This is a genomic window from Streptococcus sp. 1171_SSPC (assembly GCF_001069335.1).
In the GTDB taxonomy this organism is placed as follows: Bacteria; Bacillota; Bacilli; order Lactobacillales; family Streptococcaceae; genus Streptococcus; species Streptococcus xiaochunlingii.
Window position 1 is genome coordinate 57,853 of record NZ_JWAK01000045.1, and the last position, 16,017, is coordinate 73,869.

Sequence of the window (16,017 nt, forward strand, 5' to 3'; positions counted from 1 at the left end):
AGGTCTCCTTTTTCTCGTCTCGTTTTATTTCCAGTTCATTGTAACATAAAAAATGGACCCTGTCCCCAGGCTCCACTTTTTATGAGTTAATTGTCTTCGTCTGGATTTTGACGGAGGTGGATGGAATAACGCTTAGGAGGGTAAATGCCGATTTCAGGACCCCAGCGTGGGAAGAGCTGATTGGTTTTCTTCCCAGCGGCGTACTTGGCTTCTGCCGCCATTTCCCAGAGCTCTTCGTAGAGATCACCGAGCAAGAAGTCGAGCTCTTGATAATAGAGGTCTGGCTTTCCGTAGTCACTAAGGCTTAGTTCCATCAAACCATAGACTTGTAGCTTATGGTCCATAAGTCTACGTCCGTCTACCTTGTTAGAGTGAACGATAATGCGTCCGAAGGGATCATTTCTCCGGATGCGTTCGAGCTCTTTGTAGGCGTTGATTCCAGAATTTCCTTGACAGGAGAAGAAGTAAATGTTTTTCAAGTCATAGTCGATATAAGAGATATTTCCATTATAGACCAGCTTGACTGGTAGATTACGAACCCGTTTTTTCTCTAGATAGTTGTTAATATGTTCGACCAACATCTTAGAGGGATAATTGTATTCAATGACATAGATCATAGTTTCTTTCCTTTGCTATTGAGTAAATAACTGAGCTATCTTTCAGTTACGAATAGTATACAAGCTTTTGGAGTCAGATAGGGGGAAAAATCTATTTGGTTCATTTTTGAAGCTATTCGGTTCATTTTGGAGGAGCAAAGGAGAAAAAATCGCTAAAGGAATACGAAGAAAATGGGGAAGTGGGGGGCGAAGAAGGGCATATTTTTTGAAAATGCAAAGAAAATTTACCGAAGTCTTTCATTTGTGCTATAATCAAGGGGAAGTGACGTCATGGAAAGAAGGGTATCATGAGTTTAGAACAGTTAGAGCGGAAATCACTCCAAGAAATCAATCAATCCGTCAAGGTTCCCAAGGGAACTTCTTTTTGGAAGACCTTGTTATTGTTTTCAGGTCCGGGGAGCCTAGTAGCAGTGGGCTACATGGATCCTGGGAACTGGATCACCAGCGTTGTTGGAGGGGCTCACTATCGTTACTTGCTCTTGTCGGTGGTTCTCTTGTCTTCCTTGATTGCCATGCAATTGCAACAGATGGCTGGGAAACTAGGGATTGTCCATCGGAAAGATTTGGCCCAAACAACAGCGACGCATTTGCCCAAGTGGCTCCGCTATATTCTTTGGATAGTGATTGAATTAGCCTTGATGGCGACAGATTTAGCAGAAGTCATTGGTTCCGGGATTGCACTCCATTTGCTGTTCGGATGGCCCTTGCTCTTTTCTATTTTGGTCACCATCCTGGATGTCTTCCTCCTCCTCGGACTTATGCACTTAGGTTTTCGTAAGATTGAGGCTATTGTCTCCACCTTGATTTTGACCATTCTGGGGATTTTTATCTACCTTGTGGTCCTATCAAAACCAGATATAGGTGGCATTTTTGCTGGCTTTCTTCCTCAGAAGGAAATCGTAGGTATCGGTCTTCCTAAGGGATCACAAGCCTTGACACTGGCCTTGGGGATAATTGGTGCAACCGTCATGCCCCATAATCTCTATTTGCATTCCTCCATTTCACAGACACGCAAGGTCGATTATGAGGATCCTGCAGATGTTCGTCGGGCTGTGCGTTTCATGACCTGGGACTCCAATATTGAATTAACCCTGGCTTTTGTTGTCAACTCTCTCTTGCTGATTCTCGGAGCGGCCCTCTTTTTTGGACATGCAGAAGAAATTGGAGCCTTCTCTAGTATGTATGATGCCTTGCAAAACAATGCCATTGCAGGAGCTATTGCAAGTCCTTTTCTGTCCACTTTGTTTGCTGTTGCTTTGTTAGCAAGTGGTCAGAATTCAACAATTACAGGCACTCTGACGGGTCAAATTGCCATGGAAGGTTTCCTTAGATTCCGCCTTCCTCAATGGCTTGTCCGCCTCTTTACACGGATGTTGGCCCTCACTCCTGTCCTGATTGTCGCCTTTCTCTTTGGAGACCAGGAAAGTGTTCTAGATGATTTGTTGGTCTATTCTCAAGTCTTCTTGTCTCTGGCTCTACCATTTTCAATTTTTCCCTTGGTTTACTTTACCTCCAATAAAAAAATCATGGGAGAATTTGTCAATGCAAAATGGAATACCTACTTAGCTTACGGAGTAGCGACTCTTCTGACTCTTTTAAACGTCCAACTCATTGTGACGACGCTCTTTAAATAAAAAATCAGCTTTGTCGGACGGGGAAAACATGCTATAATAGGAGGGAAGTTCCCATCTAGCTAGAAAATGGGCAGAAGTGGGCAGTAAAAACTAAACAAGAGGGCCTAAACCCTTGATACGAAAGGAATCTAGAAAATCTTATGATGAATATGCAAAATATGATGAAGCAAGCACAAAAGCTTCAGAAACAAATGGAACAAAGTCAGGCAGAATTGGCGGCTTCTCAATTTGTTGGCAAATCCGCTCAGGACTTGGTCGTTGCTACCTTGACAGGTGATAAAAAGGTGGTATCCATCGAATTTAACCCGGCAGTCGTGGACCCAGAAGATACAGAAACTCTTTCTGATATGACTGTTCAAGCTATCAATGCGGCCATCGAAGAAATTGATGCAGCAACCAAGAAAAAATTGGGAGCTTTTGCTGGTAAATTACCATTCTAAGCATACAGAGAAAACCTCTATCAGATGATAGAGGTTTTTTTAGTCGTTAAAAAAATTGGAGAGGTCCAATCCACCAAAAGGAGAGGTAGAAAAGGATTCTTGTTCGGTTAGGAGTTGCCGGGCTCGGTCTGATTCGAGAAAGGATTCATAAACAAGGGCAGTCATTCGGGCATCTTCTAGACTATCATGCGATTTTCCAGCCACTCCTAAAAACTGAGCAACTGTATGGAGCTGCAAGTTTTTGATCCCATGGAGGTCAGAAGGCCGGCGTTTAGAAGCTTCCTCAAAGACATCAACAGCATATTGGTCTGTGAACTCTAGCCCATTTTCCGCTAGGATAGGGAGGTCACTCTTGATGGCATTGTATCCAATGAGGGGACTATCTGCAACAAAATCTCGAAACTCCTCTAGAACTTGCTCGAGTGGGGGAGCTTGGAGGATTTTATCAGATGTGATCCCGGTGAGGCCATTGATAAAGCTCTTTAGTGGTTTATCCGTATAGGCATAGGAATCATAGTGGGCAACTTCTTGGCCATCTGCAAAGCGGACAGCAGAAATTTGGATAATGTGGTACTTTCCTTCAAATTGATTAAATTCTAAATCAAAGGAGACATAGTGGCTTAATTCTTTCAAGGGAACTCCTTCATCTAATGGGTGTTTTTGGATTTTCTAATTGTTGAGGGGAGTCAAAGGCATAGAAAAAACTGACCGAAGTCAGTTTTTAGCGACCAAAGACGCGTCTCCAGAAGCCTTTACTCTCTTGTTCTTGAACCTTTTCATTGGCTTGATCTAATTCTAATTTCAATGTTTCACGGTCATTCATAGCCTGAAGGGTTAGCTGTTGTTGTTGGTCGAGCTGTTTGTCTTTTTCAGCAATCTGAACATCTTTGACACGCAACTGCTCATCCTTTTTAGCTAATTGCTCATCTTTGGATTTTAGCTGGTCGTCTTTTGCTTTTAGTTGTTCGTAGAGACGGACGATTTCGGCATTTTTTTCATCTACCAAAATTTCCATCAATTCACGCTGTTTCACATCATCGCTGACGGGCTCGTCTTCAAAGATGGTCTTTTTGTAGATTTCTTCTAGCTTAATCAAGCCACTACGGGTTACGACGGTAACTCCCTTATCATTTTTTTCTGTATCTTCAGGATCTAGGGCCTTGACACGGTTATTGACCGCTTGGCGACTAACTCCTAGAATTTCAGCAATTTCGCTGACTGTTTTTTCGATAGCCATAATATCCTCTAAACTCTTTTTCTATGAAATACTCTCTTAGATATTATCATAAGTAGGCAAGGCTGTCAAATCAAGCAAGGGAAGGGACGACAAGGAAAAAGCATGAAATTCCTTAATCCATCTCAGGAAGGGTTAAGCTGGAGTTGGCCAGATCAATAGTGAGTTGGTAGTCTGTTTGGTCGCGGACAGTGATCTCGAAGTCGGTTGTATAAAGGACGAGACGAAGAGTGGTCCCTTTCTCCAGTTTGTAGATGGTTGGTTGGAGTTCAAAGTCGAATTCCATCCATTCTCCAGGGGTTACAGGTTCGACTTGTAAGAGATCATGACGGTTTTGAAGGTTGAGATAGCCCTTTGTAATCACCCGTTGGCCGGCTTCCTTGAAGGGCAACTCAGTCAAGTTGTCTAACATATGGTAACGACCGTTATCAAGGGTGCGGACGGATAGGACAGCTGGATAGGGTTGGAGATATTTCTTGCTTCCTAGCTCCATGAGTTGGGCTGAGAGCAAGCCTTTGTTTGTGCTAGATTGGAGCCGCAGGTGAAGGCGAGCTTTTCCGTTGAGGTGTAGGTCTTCTGCGATCGGAAGGTCGATGGTCACTTGTTGCGCCTTATCTTGGTAGAGGTCGGTTAAGAAGGTCGGATAAGCTTTGCCATAGCGCTCATAGTCTTCCGTCTCATAACGGTTTTGGATGACTTTCTCACCATCTCCCAGTGGGAAGGTCCGCAGTGCAACTTGATTGCCAAAGTCTTCCAAGGAAGTCCAACTTTGCTCTCCTGTATTGTCCTGCCAGATGACGGTTGGCAATTCATAGCTTGAATCATAGCCCAGTAATTTTTTAGAGAGGAGGGCATTCATACTCTCACGGAAGTCAATGGACTGCCAGTTGTTGAGATAGACATGGGCTCCATTGTGGTAGAAGAGGTGTTTCTTGATGTTGGCTGGAAGGGCTTGGAACATTTGGTAAACATGGAGAGGCTTCACGTTCCAGTCTTGGGAACCATGGGTAAAGACAACCTCTGCCCTGACTTTGTCTGCCTGAAGGAGGTAGTTGCGGTCGTGCCAGAATTGGTTGTAGTCACCTGTTTTGCGATCTATTTGCTCTTTAAGCCGTTCCAAATCCGCTAGATGGGCTGCATGGTGGCGGAGATAGTCTCCAGCCCGAAGGGCGCGTGAATAGGTCAACTCAGCGAGTGAATCAAAATCCTCTCCAGGATAGCCACCAGGACTCGTCACGAGTCCGTTTTCGCGATAGTAGTTGTACCAAGAAGAGATACCGGCTTCTGCGATGATAACTTCTAGGCCATCGACACCTGTGGTAGCCAGTCCATTGGACATGGTCCCTAGGTAGGACAAGCCTGTCGTAGCAACTTTGCCGTTGGACCAATCGGCTTTGATTTGGCGTTGGCGACTGTGGTCTGTGAAGGCACGACAGCGTCCGTTGAGCCAGTCGATGACATTTTTATAGGCCTCGATTTGACGGTAATCCCCGTTGGTCATCAAGCCTTGGGAATCCTTGGTTCCAAGACCGGAGACGTAGATATTGGCAAAACCACGAGCGAGCAGGTAGTCATTGAGGGTATAACTGGAGTTGATATGAGTGAGGGTTTCTTCAGCCTCAGAGACCAGTTGAGCTGAACCGACAGGATCCACCAATTCTAATTGAGGTTCTTCTACTTGGATGGTATGAGGTTCTTTGACCTCGAGGTCCACATTCATATTATAGAGCGCCTTGTCGCTAGCCTTGTCATTGGTTCCTTGGTGATAAGGGCTGGCAGTCATGACGGCTGGAATTTTTCCTTCATAGCGAGGGCGAATAATATTGACCTTGACCAAATCCGGAAGACCATCCTGATCGCTATCAATCCGACTTTCCACATAGACCACCTCACGAATCACATCATGGCAGTTAAAGGTAGCTAGACTTTTTCCGTTGAAAAAGTGGTAACGATTGTCTTCAGGAATCAAGCCATCGCTGACCAACTGCTCAATTAGTAAATTCCCTTTGACTGTTCGAGTATTGAGGAGGTGATAGAGGTTTTCAACCAAGTTTCCATACTCAATCGGAATTTGGACTTCTTTTAAGAAGCTGTCCGTATTTTCAAAGTCAATAAAATAGCGGAAACCGAGCAATTGGAGGGCCACTGTGTAGAAAATATTTGGAGACCATTCGCGGTCAGATTGGAAATAGCTCAGGAGATCTGTTTCAGCATCCGCCACTAGGTTAGAGAGAGGATAATCTGTATTTTTGTAGGTGAAATAAACCTTGCGAACAAACCATTCAAACAGTTCTTTCTCTGTAAGATGAAGGGGAAGGTCAAACCCGATTTCTTTCAGTTCCTTTAGAATGTCTGCTTGGTCGACTGGTAGATAGCTATATTGATTGAATTTCATAGGATGCTCCTTTTATCAGCTTCACTGTTTCTTTACTTCTTATATTATACGTGATAAAATAGTATTTGTCTAAAGACCTTTGATCTCTGAAGGAGGGTGTCATGGTGAGAAAATTATCTGTTGAAGAAGTTGCAAGAAGACGGACTTTATTGTTTGGGGTTCTTGCCGTCATTTTTGGGATCCTCATTTTTCGAAACGGTGTTGGTTTCACAAAATTTTCCTTGGATCTATTAGCTGTTTACTTTTTAGTTGATGGACTAGGAAGCTTTCTTCTTCGCTTTTTGTTACGTAGCAAGTCTATTTCCTATAGCCACTCTATTTGGTTTATTTTTCTTTCACTTGCGTTGATCTGGTTGAATCGACTGAGTAGTCTGCCCGTAAACTTAGTTGTGATTTGTTTAGGGGCATATCAGTTGGGGAGTGCCATTGTCTATGGGATCACATTTTGGCTTTATAAGGCCAATCGGGTAAAAGGAGGCTGGCTCTATTTATGGGATGCGCTTTTAAACGGTGGGATTGGTCTAGCAACTGTCTTGGAACCTGGTTCAGATGGGCACTTCCAATTTATCCTCTTGGGGGCTTATCTGGTCTTGTTGGGGATTTCTAATATTCGAGATGGTATTTTATTTGACAAAGACCAACAAGGCCAAGAGTTAAAACGTCGCTTTCGTATTAGCCTACCGGTTATCTTTGCAGCCTTTATCCCTGCTAAGGAGTTAAAACGGTTTAACCAGTTTCTTCAAAAAGGGAGCTCGGCGGGACACACAGGCCCTTATCGATTGGTGAAAAAAGAAGAAGAGGCAAGGGAATTAGAAATTTTGGTTCATACTTCTGACAGCAACTTATTTGGAGCGATTGGGCATGTAGATATTTGTTATCAGGGGAAGGTCATTTCTTACGGAAGTTACGATCCCTTTTCAGAGCGTCTATTTGGGACGATTGGGGATGGCGTACTGTTTAAAGTGGATAAGGAACCATACATCGAACTATGTAAAAAAGAGAGTCAAAAGACGCTGTTTGGCTACAGCCTATCCCTTACCGAAGAAGAGAATCAGGCAGTAGAGAAGCGTCTAGCTGAAATTGATCAGTTGTTAGAACCTTGGGATCCACCTAGGAGGTTACAGGAAGACGGTCAGCCGCCCTACGCTTACAAATTGAAATATGATTTAGGGGCTGAGCTATATAAATTTACTTCTTCGCGTTTTAAATCTTACTTTGTTCTGTCTACTAATTGCTGCCTGTTAGCAGATTCCATTGTGGGACAGGCGGGAACGGCTGTATTAGATGTGCGTGGAGTGATTGCACCAGGGACCTATCAGGATTACTTAGAATACGAATTTGAAGCTCCAAACGGGCGAGTCCATACACGAACAGTATATTAAGTAAAGAAAGACAGATTCAAAATTTTGAGAAATCTGTCTTTTTTGCACAAGATTTCTTGTAAAAAAAAAGAAAATCTTTTAAAATATAAAAGACTTGGAGGAATTATGTGCATAAATAAGATTAGTAGTATTTCACCTGTATTAAAAACAAACAATCGAAATGTCAATCAAGAATTTTTTGAAAAGGTCTTAGGAATGAAAACCCTGTTGGAAGATGGGGCTTTATTATCCCTTGGAGATCAATCGAAGACAGACCGCCTCTATTTAGAGGAATCCCCTAGTATGAGAACCCGCAAGGTGGAGGGACCAAAACGCCTGGCTCGCTTAAAGATTCGCGTGACCAACCCTCAAGAAATTGAGTGGCTTCTGGCTCGTGGTCATCAAGTTGATCGCCTCTTCAAAGGAAAAAATGGCTATGCCTTTGAAGCCCTTTCGCCAGAAGGAGATCGTATCTTGCTCCATGCGGAAGAGCAAGTGGATAGTTTAACTGAAATTGAGGAAGTTCCAGATTTTCAAGCGAATGAAGAGTTTACAACCTTGACGGAGTTTTTCGTAGAAAAGATGGTGCTTCGAGTACCTAATGTAGAGACTTCTACACCTTTCTATCAACAACTACCTGGCTTAGTAGAGTATTTAGACTTAGAAGCATCAGATGGTCCGGACCTCACACTAGCAAATGGACAGACTTGGGACCTTTGTCAGGTCAAGGTCATTCTAGAGCCATTTGTAGCAAGTGAAGTAGCCTCCTGCTTTGGAGATCAGGTGACCTTTGTGCCAAAAAGGCAACAATTTGTCTTAGTTGAGGATCCAAGCAAGATTGAATGGTGGTTCGAAGCCTAAGCAAGTCTTTGGCTGATTGAAATGAGTGAAGAAAAATGGAAAAAATCATCCAAAAAATTCAAGAGCAAATAGGAGCAGGCATCTATCCAGGTGCCTCTCTTGCGCTCTATCAGAAGGGAAGCTGGCAGGAGTATTACTTGGGACTGGCTGATCCAGCCAAGCAAGAGCCAGTTGTTGCCGGCTTGACCTATGATTTGGCCAGTGTGAGTAAGGTCGTCGGAGTTGGAACGGTTCTTGCTTTTCTGGTCCAACAAGGGCAAATTGATATCGATCGTCCCTTAGCTTCTTACTATCCGGATATGGAGCAAGCAGAGGTGACCATCCGTCAGCTTTTGACCCATACTTCTGGGCTGGATCCTTTCATCTCTAGACGAGATGACTTGGATGCTGAGGGCTTAAAAGAAGCCCTGCACTGTTTGAAGCTCAAGGACAATCGCCAGTTCCACTATACAGATGTCAATTTTCTTTTGTTGGGCTTTCTTCTGGAGAAGTGGTTTGGTCAGGATTTAGACCAGATTTTTCAGGAGAAAGTCTTTGCACCTTGGCAAATGAAGGAGACTACTTTTGGCCCGGTTTCTCAAGCGGTGCCAACTCTTCGTGGCGTTCCAGCTGGCGTCGTCCATGATCCGAAAGCGCGTGTACTGGGAGTCCATGCCGGAAGTGCAGGTCTGTTTTCGACCATTAGAGATATGGAAATTTTCCTGGAGCATTATTTACAGGATCCTTTTGCAGAAATCCTTTCCCAGAACTATGCTTTAGAAGAAGGAAAGACGCGCTCTCTGGCCTGGAATCTGGAAGGAGACTGGTTGGACCATACAGGTTATACAGGGACCTTCCTTCTCTATAACCGCAAGCTCCAATGGGCAGCTGTTTTCCTATCCAATCGGACCTATGAAAAAGATGAGAGGGCCCAATGGATCCTGGATCGGAATCAACTCATGGAGCTCATCAAAAGAGAAATGGAAGGGACCGTCAAAAATCCTTCCTAAGACGGAGAAAGAAGCGTGGTTTAGCCATCGCTTTTTTTCTTTTTTTATATTAAAATGGAAAGAGAGAAGATTGTATCTAGCAATCTATAGCAGAAAAGAATGAAGATAACTGAGAGACGTATGACGAAATCGATAGGTGTCGGCAAGGCACATAGCAAGATTATTTTAATAGGAGAGCATGCGGTTGTTTATGGCTATCCAGCCATTGCCCTGCCCCTCCTTCACATTCAGGTCACTTGTCAGATTGTACCTGCGGAGCGTCCGTGGGTCCTTTTTGAGAATGACAGCTTATCGATGGCAGTCTACGCTTCCTTAGAGTATTTGGGGATCGAGAAGGCAGCCATCGCTTGCCGGATTGACTCCATGATTCCAGCTCAGCGGGGGATGGGATCCTCGGCTGCTGTCAGTATCGCAGCAATTCGAGCGGTCTTTGATTACTTCAAGCGAGATTTGAGCCAAGAAACCTTGGAAATCTTGGTTAATCGAGCAGAAATGATTGCCCATATGAATCCAAGTGGGCTAGATGCCAAGACTTGCCTAAGTGATCAGCCGATTAAATTCATTCGCAACGTCGGTTTTAGTGAGTTAGAAGTTGATTTGGGTGCCAAGCTGGTCATTGCAGATACAGGTATCCGTGGCCATACCAAAGAAGCCATTCAGAAAGTCAAAGATATGGGAACAGCGGCTCTTGCTAGTTTCCATGAAATCGGGCTCCTTACCGAGCAGGCGGAAAAAGCTCTTGCTCAAAAAGATGCTCTCACCTTGGGACGTATCTTAACAGACTGCCATCATCATTTGCAGGCAGTGGGAGTGAGTTGTCCAGAAGCGGATCAATTGGTGGAATTAGCCTTAGCGAGTGGAGCCTTGGGAGCCAAGATGAGCGGTGGTGGGCTCGGTGGTTGTATCATTGCCCTTGCTGCAGACCAAGAACAAGCAGAAATCATCGCAAAAGAACTAAGAAATAAAGGAGTGGAGGAGTTATGGATCGAAAGCCTGTAAGTGTAAAATCGTATGCCAATATCGCCATTATTAAGTATTGGGGCAAGGAAAACAGTGAATCCATGGTGCCATCAACTAGTTCCATTTCCTTGACCTTGGAAAATATGTATACGGAGACGCGACTCAGTCCTTTGGGTCCTGAGGCCAAGGCCCATGCTTTCTATATTGATGGGGTCTTCCAAAATGAAGCGGAGCAGGCCAAGATCGGAGCAGTCATCGACCGCTTTAAACCAGAAGGGGAAACAGGCTTTGTGAGGGTTGATACCAGCAACAACATGCCGACAGCTGCAGGGCTTTCTTCTAGTTCCAGTGGTCTATCTGCCTTGGTAAAAGCCTGCAATCGCTATTACCAACTGGGGATGACGCAGGCAGAACAAGCTCAAGCGGCTAAGTTTGCTTCCGGTTCGTCTTCCCGTTCTTTCTTTGGCCCTATAGCGGCTTGGGACAAGGATACTGGAGCAATCTACCAGGTGGAAACGGATCTCAAACTGGCGATGATTATGCTGGTGTTAAACGACCAACAAAAAATTCTTTCCAGTCGGGAAGGGATGAAGCGGTGCACGGAAACCTCTAGCAATTTCCAAGAATGGATCCGTCAGTCAGCTCAAGATTACCAAGATATGCTGGCTTACCTGAAGGACAATGACTTTGAAAAAGTAGGGGAATTGACCGAACGGAATGCTCTGCTCATGCATTCTACAACCAAGACTGCTAGTCCAGCCTTCTCCTATTTGACGGAGAAGAGCTATGAGGCCATGGATTTCGTGCGCTCTCTTCGTAATGAAGGGAAACGGTGCTACTTCACCATGGATGCAGGACCGAATGTAAAAGTCCTCTGTCTAGAGGAGGATCTGGACCAGTTGGTTCCACTTTTTGAACAAGATTATCGTATCATTGTTTCCAAGACCAAGGATCTATCCTATGAAGAATAAGAAAGCAGTTCGAGCAGGTGGGAAGCTGTATATCGCTGGGGAATATTCTATCTTAACCCCGGGACAAACAGCCATTATTCAGTTTATTCCCATTTACATGCAGGCAGAAATTCAACCGTCATCTACTTATCGGATTCAGTCGGACATGTTTTCCTTTGCGGTTGATTTGGCTCCGCAGGCAGACTATGCCCTGATCCAAGAAACCGTGCATTTAATGAACGCCTACCTCCAGTCACAAGGAGTGGCACTTGCTCCCTTTGATTTACGTATTGGGGGGAAATTTGAGCGAGAGGGTAAGAAATTCGGAATTGGCTCTAGTGGCAGTGTGGTCTTGTTGACCCTCAAAGCCATGGCAGCTCTTTATGATTTTCCCCTGTCAGCAGATTTGCTCTTTCGTTTGGCCTGTTTGGTCTTGATTCGACGTGGAGATAATGGGTCCATGGGAGACCTAGCTTGTATTGCCTATGAAGGCTTGGTTAGCTACCGCTCTTTTGACAGACGGGCACTGGCTGAGCAATTACAAGATCAGGATTTAAACCAGATCTTAGCCCTGGATTGGGGATATGAAATCCTGCCTCTTGCCCCTCAGTTGTCCTATACTTTTTTAGTAGGCTGGACCCAGGAACCTGCTATTTCAAGAGACTTGATTAACCAGGTTCGTTCAGCTATTGATCCTGTCTTCTTAGAGGGGACGGAGCAGGCTGTACAAGACCTCTTAGTGGCCTTTCAAGAGGCAGACCGAGACTTGGCCTGGTCTTCTATCAGTCGGGCTAGTGACTTACTTCGATCTCTCAATGAGGTGATTTATACCAAAAAACTGGCCCAATTAAAGAGGGCAGAAGAGGGACTAGCGGTCATTGCAAAATCCAGTGGCGCTGGAGGAGGAGATTGTGGGATCGCCCTCGCATTTGAGGAGGCTGCTGCCCAAACAATCGTCAGACGCTGGCAAGAAGCAGGGATTGATTTATTATATGCAGAAAGGATGGGAGAGTATGACGACCAACCGAAAGGATGAACATATTCGCTTGGCCTTGGAGCAAACTCCAGGTTACAATAGCTTTGATGAGGTTGAGTTGATTCATTCCTCTTTACCAACTATCGATTTAGATCAGGTGGATTTGACGACCCATTTTGCGGGTCGTGATTGGGACTACCCTTTTTATATTAATGCCATGACAGGTGGCAGTGCCAAGGGGGGAGACATCAATCGGAAGTTAGCCCAGGTGGCAGAAGCCTGTGGCATTCTCTTTGTGACGGGGTCCTATAGTGCAGCTTTAAAAGATCCCCAGGACAGCTCCTATCGAGTCAAGGACCTTTATCCGGACCTTCTCTTTGCGACCAATATCGGGATTGACAAACCGCTTGAACTGGGCTTACAGACGATTGAGGAGACCCAGCCTCTCTTTCTCCAACTCCATGTCAACCTCATGCAGGAACTTCTCATGCCTGAAGGGGAACGAAGCTTTAGAAACTGGCAAGACCATTTAGCAGACTATGCAAAGCAATTACCAGTACCGTTGGTGCTAAAAGAGGTCGGTTTTGGTATGGATGCCAGAACTATCCAAAGAGCCATCGAACTAGGTGTCAGGACCGTTGATATCTCTGGTAGAGGCGGGACCAGTTTTGCCTATATCGAAAACCGTCGGGGAGGCAATCGTTCCTATCTCAATGACTGGGGACAAACAACGGTTCAAGCCTTGCTTGGAGCTCAACCACTGATGGATCAGGTCGAGGTTCTCGCCTCTGGTGGCGTTCGTCATCCTTTGGATATGATTAAGGCACTGGTTCTAGGAGCCAAGGGGGTCGGTCTTTCTCGGACCATTTTAGAATTGGTAGAGACACAGCCGATTGAAGAGGCCATCGCCCAAGTCAATGCTTGGAAAGAGGATTTACGCCTGATCATGTGTGCTCTTTCTTGTCAGACACTTGCCGATTTGAGAAAGGTTCCTTATCTTCTTTATGGCCGTGTAAAAGAAGGATATGAACAAATCCCCTCCATCCATGATTAACTTGAAGAAACTAACAAAAATCCCTCCGTTTACACGGAGGGATTTTTTACTTGCTTTGACGAATGTTCTCTAAAATAGCTTGGGCTTTTTCCAGGTTAAAGGGCTTGTCCTCTAGCAGGGCTTGAACCACCGGAGCCACCTCCGACGGACTAGCGCCGGCAAGTAGGGCGAGTGACTTAGCCTGGAGTTTCATATGCCCATGCTGAATACCGGTGCTGACCAAGGCCTTAAGCGCTGCAAAGTTTTGAGCCAGGCCAACGGAAACAATAATCCGCGCAAGAGTTTGGGAATCGGGATTTCCAAGCAGGTCATGAGCCACTTGAACACTTGGATTGAGTCCGATGGAGCCTCCCTTGGTAGCAATAGGCAAAGGAAGGGTCAGCTGACCTTCTAGGACTTGCTGATCTGGATGAGCTATCCAACTAGATAGTCCTTGAGCTTGTCCAGATCGACTAGCATAGGTATGGCCGCCTGCTTCAATCGCCCGCCAGTCATTCCCAGTTGCCAAGACGACAGCATCGATACCATTGAAAATTCCCTTGTTGTGAGTCGCTGCTCGATAAGGATCAACAGCTGCCAATTGACTGGCCAGAGCTATTTTCTGAGCGATTTCGGCCGCTTCCTTGGGATCGCGACTGAGGAAGCGGTAGTCTATGTGACAACTTGCCGTGACAAGGGCATCTGTCGCTAGGTTGGACAGAATAGCCATTAAACCCTGTCCCTCGGATAAATCTTCTAAAGGGTTGACCAGGGCTTCTAGCATGGTGTTGAGCATATTAGCCCCCATTGCCTCTTTGGGATCGACAGATAGGTAACAAATGAGAAAGTCACTTTTCACCTCTGTCCAGAGATCTCGTGCCCCACCTCCTCGTTTAACGATGGAAGGATAGGCTTGATTGGCCAGTTGGAGCAATTCTTCTTTAGCTTCTGTAATCGCCTGACTGGCCTTTTCTTTATTGCTAACGTCATAGAGAGCCACTTGACCGATCATTTGACGCTTGTGAACCTGGGTCTGAAACCCACCTGAGCGCTTGATTAGTCCAGCAGCGTAAGAAGCAGCAGCGATGACAGAGGGTTCTTCCGTCACCATTGGGACTTGGATTTCCTGATCATCTATCTGGAAGCCAGGAGCTAGACCAAAGGGTAAAGCCAAGGTGCCAAGGACGTTTTCGACCATTTCATTGGCAAGAGAAAGGGGCAATGTTTCATTGTCCCTTACTGTCTGTAGACCTTCTTCTGAAAGGAGTCCGGCCTGAGCTAGTTTCTCGATGCGCTCTGCTGGACTTGCTTTTGAAAAACCAGTTAATTTAACCATGGTGTTCTACCTTTACATAGGTTCGTTGGTGATCGTTGATTTCTGATAAGGCATAGGTTTGATCTTGGTAACCTTGGAAGGTTTGATTGCCTTCAGCATCTAATTGTGCCTCTTCGAAGAAGATCTTCTCATATTCGTCAATCGTAAGAGCTTTTCGCTGATCCAATTCTGCCATACGGCTTGGATGGAGCATTTGCTCAAATCCTTCGACCAAGTGAGCACTAAAAATCTCAGCGACTGCGCCACTTCCATATCCATAGAGGGCGATCCGGTCGCCAGCCACTAGTTGAGGCTGATTCTCTAAGAGAGAAAGCAAACCTAGGAAGAGGGAACCCGTATAGATATTCCCAACCTTTTGGCTGTAGAGAATGGATTGTTCAAAATTGTATTGCAATTGGGCTTGTTTCTCAGGAGAAAGACTCTTGTCAAGAAGCTTTTTTAAGCCCTTGAGGGCGAGCTTAGGATAAGGCAGGTGGAAGCAGACCGCCGCAAAATCATCCAAGGTCAAACCAGTCCGTTTTTGATACTCTGTCCAAGTTGTTTTCAGGCAATCCAAGTACTGTTGGGTCGAATAAATCCCATTGACAAAGGGTGTACTGGAGTAGTTGGGACGCCAGAAATCCATGACGTCACGGGTCTGAGCTACATTATCATCATTAAAGGCTAGGATACGTGGGTTCTGCGTCACTAGCATAGCGACAGATCCAGCTCCTTGAGTCGGCTCTCCAGGGGTGTCGATCCCATATTTTGCAATATCGCTGGCAATGACCAAGACCTTGCTCTGTGGGAACTTTTCAACATGAAGCTTAGCATAGTCCAAAGCGGCCGTTGCAGCATAGCAGGCTTCCTTCATTTCAAAGCTCCGAGCAAAGGGTTGGATTCCTAGGAGACCGTGAACGAAAACAGCAGCAGCCTTACTCTGGTCAATTCCTGACTCGGTCGCCAGGATGACCATATCAATTTCTTCTTTTTCTTCTTCGGTTAAAATACTATGGCTGGCACTTGCTCCAAGTGTGACGATATCCTCTGTAATAGGGGCAATACTCAGTTCTTTCAATAAGAGCCCTTTACTGAGTTTTTCTGGATCTGTATTTCGAGCAGCCGCTAGCTCACTTAAGCGCAAGACATACTGGCTGGTCGCAAATCCAATCTTATCAATACCGATTGTCATAAATAACCTCTTTTAATTTGATATCTACTAGTATATTTCGTTACTATTTTACCATATTTG

15 protein-coding genes are annotated in these 16,017 nt (G+C 45.2%); 9 read left to right on the forward strand and 6 right to left on the reverse strand.

The window, feature by feature from the left end:
- Positions 1 to 86: 86 nt before the first annotated feature.
- Entirely contained in the window at positions 87 to 617 is a 531-nt protein-coding gene (locus ADF75_RS09720) for a hypothetical protein (protein ID WP_006595548.1), read from the reverse strand.
- Positions 618 to 904: 287 nt separating this feature from the next.
- Here ADF75_RS09720 and ADF75_RS09725 point away from each other — a divergent pair, with 287 nt between their 5' ends.
- Both ADF75_RS09725 and ADF75_RS09730 read left to right on the forward strand, forming a co-directional pair.
- Positions 905 to 2,251, forward strand: a complete 1,347-nt coding sequence (locus ADF75_RS09725; protein ID WP_048789980.1) for an Nramp family divalent metal transporter — start codon at positions 905 to 907, stop codon at positions 2,249 to 2,251.
- Between the two features lie 140 nt (positions 2,252 to 2,391).
- Positions 2,392 to 2,691, forward strand: a complete 300-nt coding sequence (locus ADF75_RS09730; RefSeq protein WP_048690824.1) for a YbaB/EbfC family nucleoid-associated protein — start codon at positions 2,392 to 2,394, stop codon at positions 2,689 to 2,691.
- 39 nt (positions 2,692 to 2,730) lie between these two features.
- Here the strand turns inward: ADF75_RS09730 and ADF75_RS09735 are convergent, their stop codons facing one another.
- The 3 genes from ADF75_RS09735 to ADF75_RS09745 form a co-directional block, all read right to left on the reverse strand.
- Complete coding sequence (locus ADF75_RS09735; protein WP_048789981.1) at positions 2,731 to 3,324, reverse strand: 3'-5' exonuclease; 594 nt, start codon at positions 3,322 to 3,324, stop codon at positions 2,731 to 2,733.
- An 88-nt stretch (positions 3,325 to 3,412) separates the two neighbouring features.
- Positions 3,413 to 3,928 carry a DUF536 domain-containing protein gene (locus tag ADF75_RS09740; RefSeq protein WP_048690819.1) on the reverse strand — a complete coding sequence of 172 codons (516 nt, stop codon included), beginning with the start codon at positions 3,926 to 3,928 and terminating at the stop codon, positions 3,413 to 3,415.
- Positions 3,929 to 4,040: 112 nt separating this feature from the next.
- Positions 4,041 to 6,320: a Xaa-Pro dipeptidyl-peptidase gene (locus ADF75_RS09745; RefSeq protein WP_048789982.1), complete on the reverse strand. Its 2,280-nt coding sequence runs from the start codon at positions 6,318 to 6,320 to the stop codon at positions 4,041 to 4,043.
- A gap of 101 nt (positions 6,321 to 6,421) precedes the next feature.
- Here ADF75_RS09745 and ADF75_RS09750 point away from each other — a divergent pair, with 101 nt between their 5' ends.
- The 7 genes from ADF75_RS09750 (at position 6,422) to fni (ending at position 13,471) form a co-directional block, all read left to right on the forward strand.
- Positions 6,422 to 7,702 carry a DUF308 domain-containing protein gene (locus tag ADF75_RS09750; RefSeq protein WP_048789983.1) on the forward strand — a complete coding sequence of 427 codons (1,281 nt, stop codon included), beginning with the start codon at positions 6,422 to 6,424 and terminating at the stop codon, positions 7,700 to 7,702.
- 105 nt (positions 7,703 to 7,807) lie between these two features.
- Positions 7,808 to 8,542 (forward strand): CppA N-terminal domain-containing protein, encoded by a 735-nt coding sequence (locus ADF75_RS09755; RefSeq protein WP_048789984.1) that lies wholly within the window; start codon positions 7,808 to 7,810, stop codon positions 8,540 to 8,542.
- A 35-nt stretch (positions 8,543 to 8,577) separates the two neighbouring features.
- The gene (locus tag ADF75_RS09760) at positions 8,578 to 9,531 is read left to right on the forward strand and encodes a serine hydrolase domain-containing protein (protein ID WP_048789985.1); all 954 of its coding nucleotides are present in this window, start codon (positions 8,578 to 8,580) and stop codon (positions 9,529 to 9,531) included.
- A gap of 120 nt (positions 9,532 to 9,651) precedes the next feature.
- Positions 9,652 to 10,530, forward strand: a complete 879-nt coding sequence (gene mvk / locus ADF75_RS09765; protein WP_048789986.1) for a mevalonate kinase — start codon at positions 9,652 to 9,654, stop codon at positions 10,528 to 10,530.
- Positions 10,512 to 11,462 carry a diphosphomevalonate decarboxylase gene (mvaD, locus tag ADF75_RS09770; protein WP_048789987.1) on the forward strand — a complete coding sequence of 317 codons (951 nt, stop codon included), beginning with the start codon at positions 10,512 to 10,514 and terminating at the stop codon, positions 11,460 to 11,462. The genes mvk and mvaD overlap by 19 nt, the downstream gene beginning before the upstream one ends.
- The gene (locus tag ADF75_RS09775) at positions 11,452 to 12,477 is read left to right on the forward strand and encodes a phosphomevalonate kinase (protein WP_048789988.1); all 1,026 of its coding nucleotides are present in this window, start codon (positions 11,452 to 11,454) and stop codon (positions 12,475 to 12,477) included. The genes mvaD and ADF75_RS09775 overlap by 11 nt, the downstream gene beginning before the upstream one ends.
- A complete protein-coding gene (gene fni, locus ADF75_RS09780; RefSeq protein WP_048789989.1) occupies positions 12,455 to 13,471 on the forward strand; it encodes a type 2 isopentenyl-diphosphate Delta-isomerase in 1,017 nt (338 codons plus the stop codon). Before ADF75_RS09775 ends, fni begins: the two co-directional genes overlap by 23 nt.
- 46 nt (positions 13,472 to 13,517) lie before the next feature.
- On the opposite strand, the gene ADF75_RS09785 is transcribed toward fni, so the two are convergent.
- Complete coding sequence (locus tag ADF75_RS09785) at positions 13,518 to 14,786, reverse strand: hydroxymethylglutaryl-CoA reductase, degradative (protein WP_048789990.1); 1,269 nt, start codon at positions 14,784 to 14,786, stop codon at positions 13,518 to 13,520.
- Positions 14,779 to 15,957: a hydroxymethylglutaryl-CoA synthase gene (locus ADF75_RS09790; RefSeq protein ID WP_048789991.1), complete on the reverse strand. Its 1,179-nt coding sequence runs from the start codon at positions 15,955 to 15,957 to the stop codon at positions 14,779 to 14,781. Before ADF75_RS09790 ends, ADF75_RS09785 begins: the two co-directional genes overlap by 8 nt.
- Between the last annotated feature and the right edge of the window lie 60 nt (positions 15,958 to 16,017).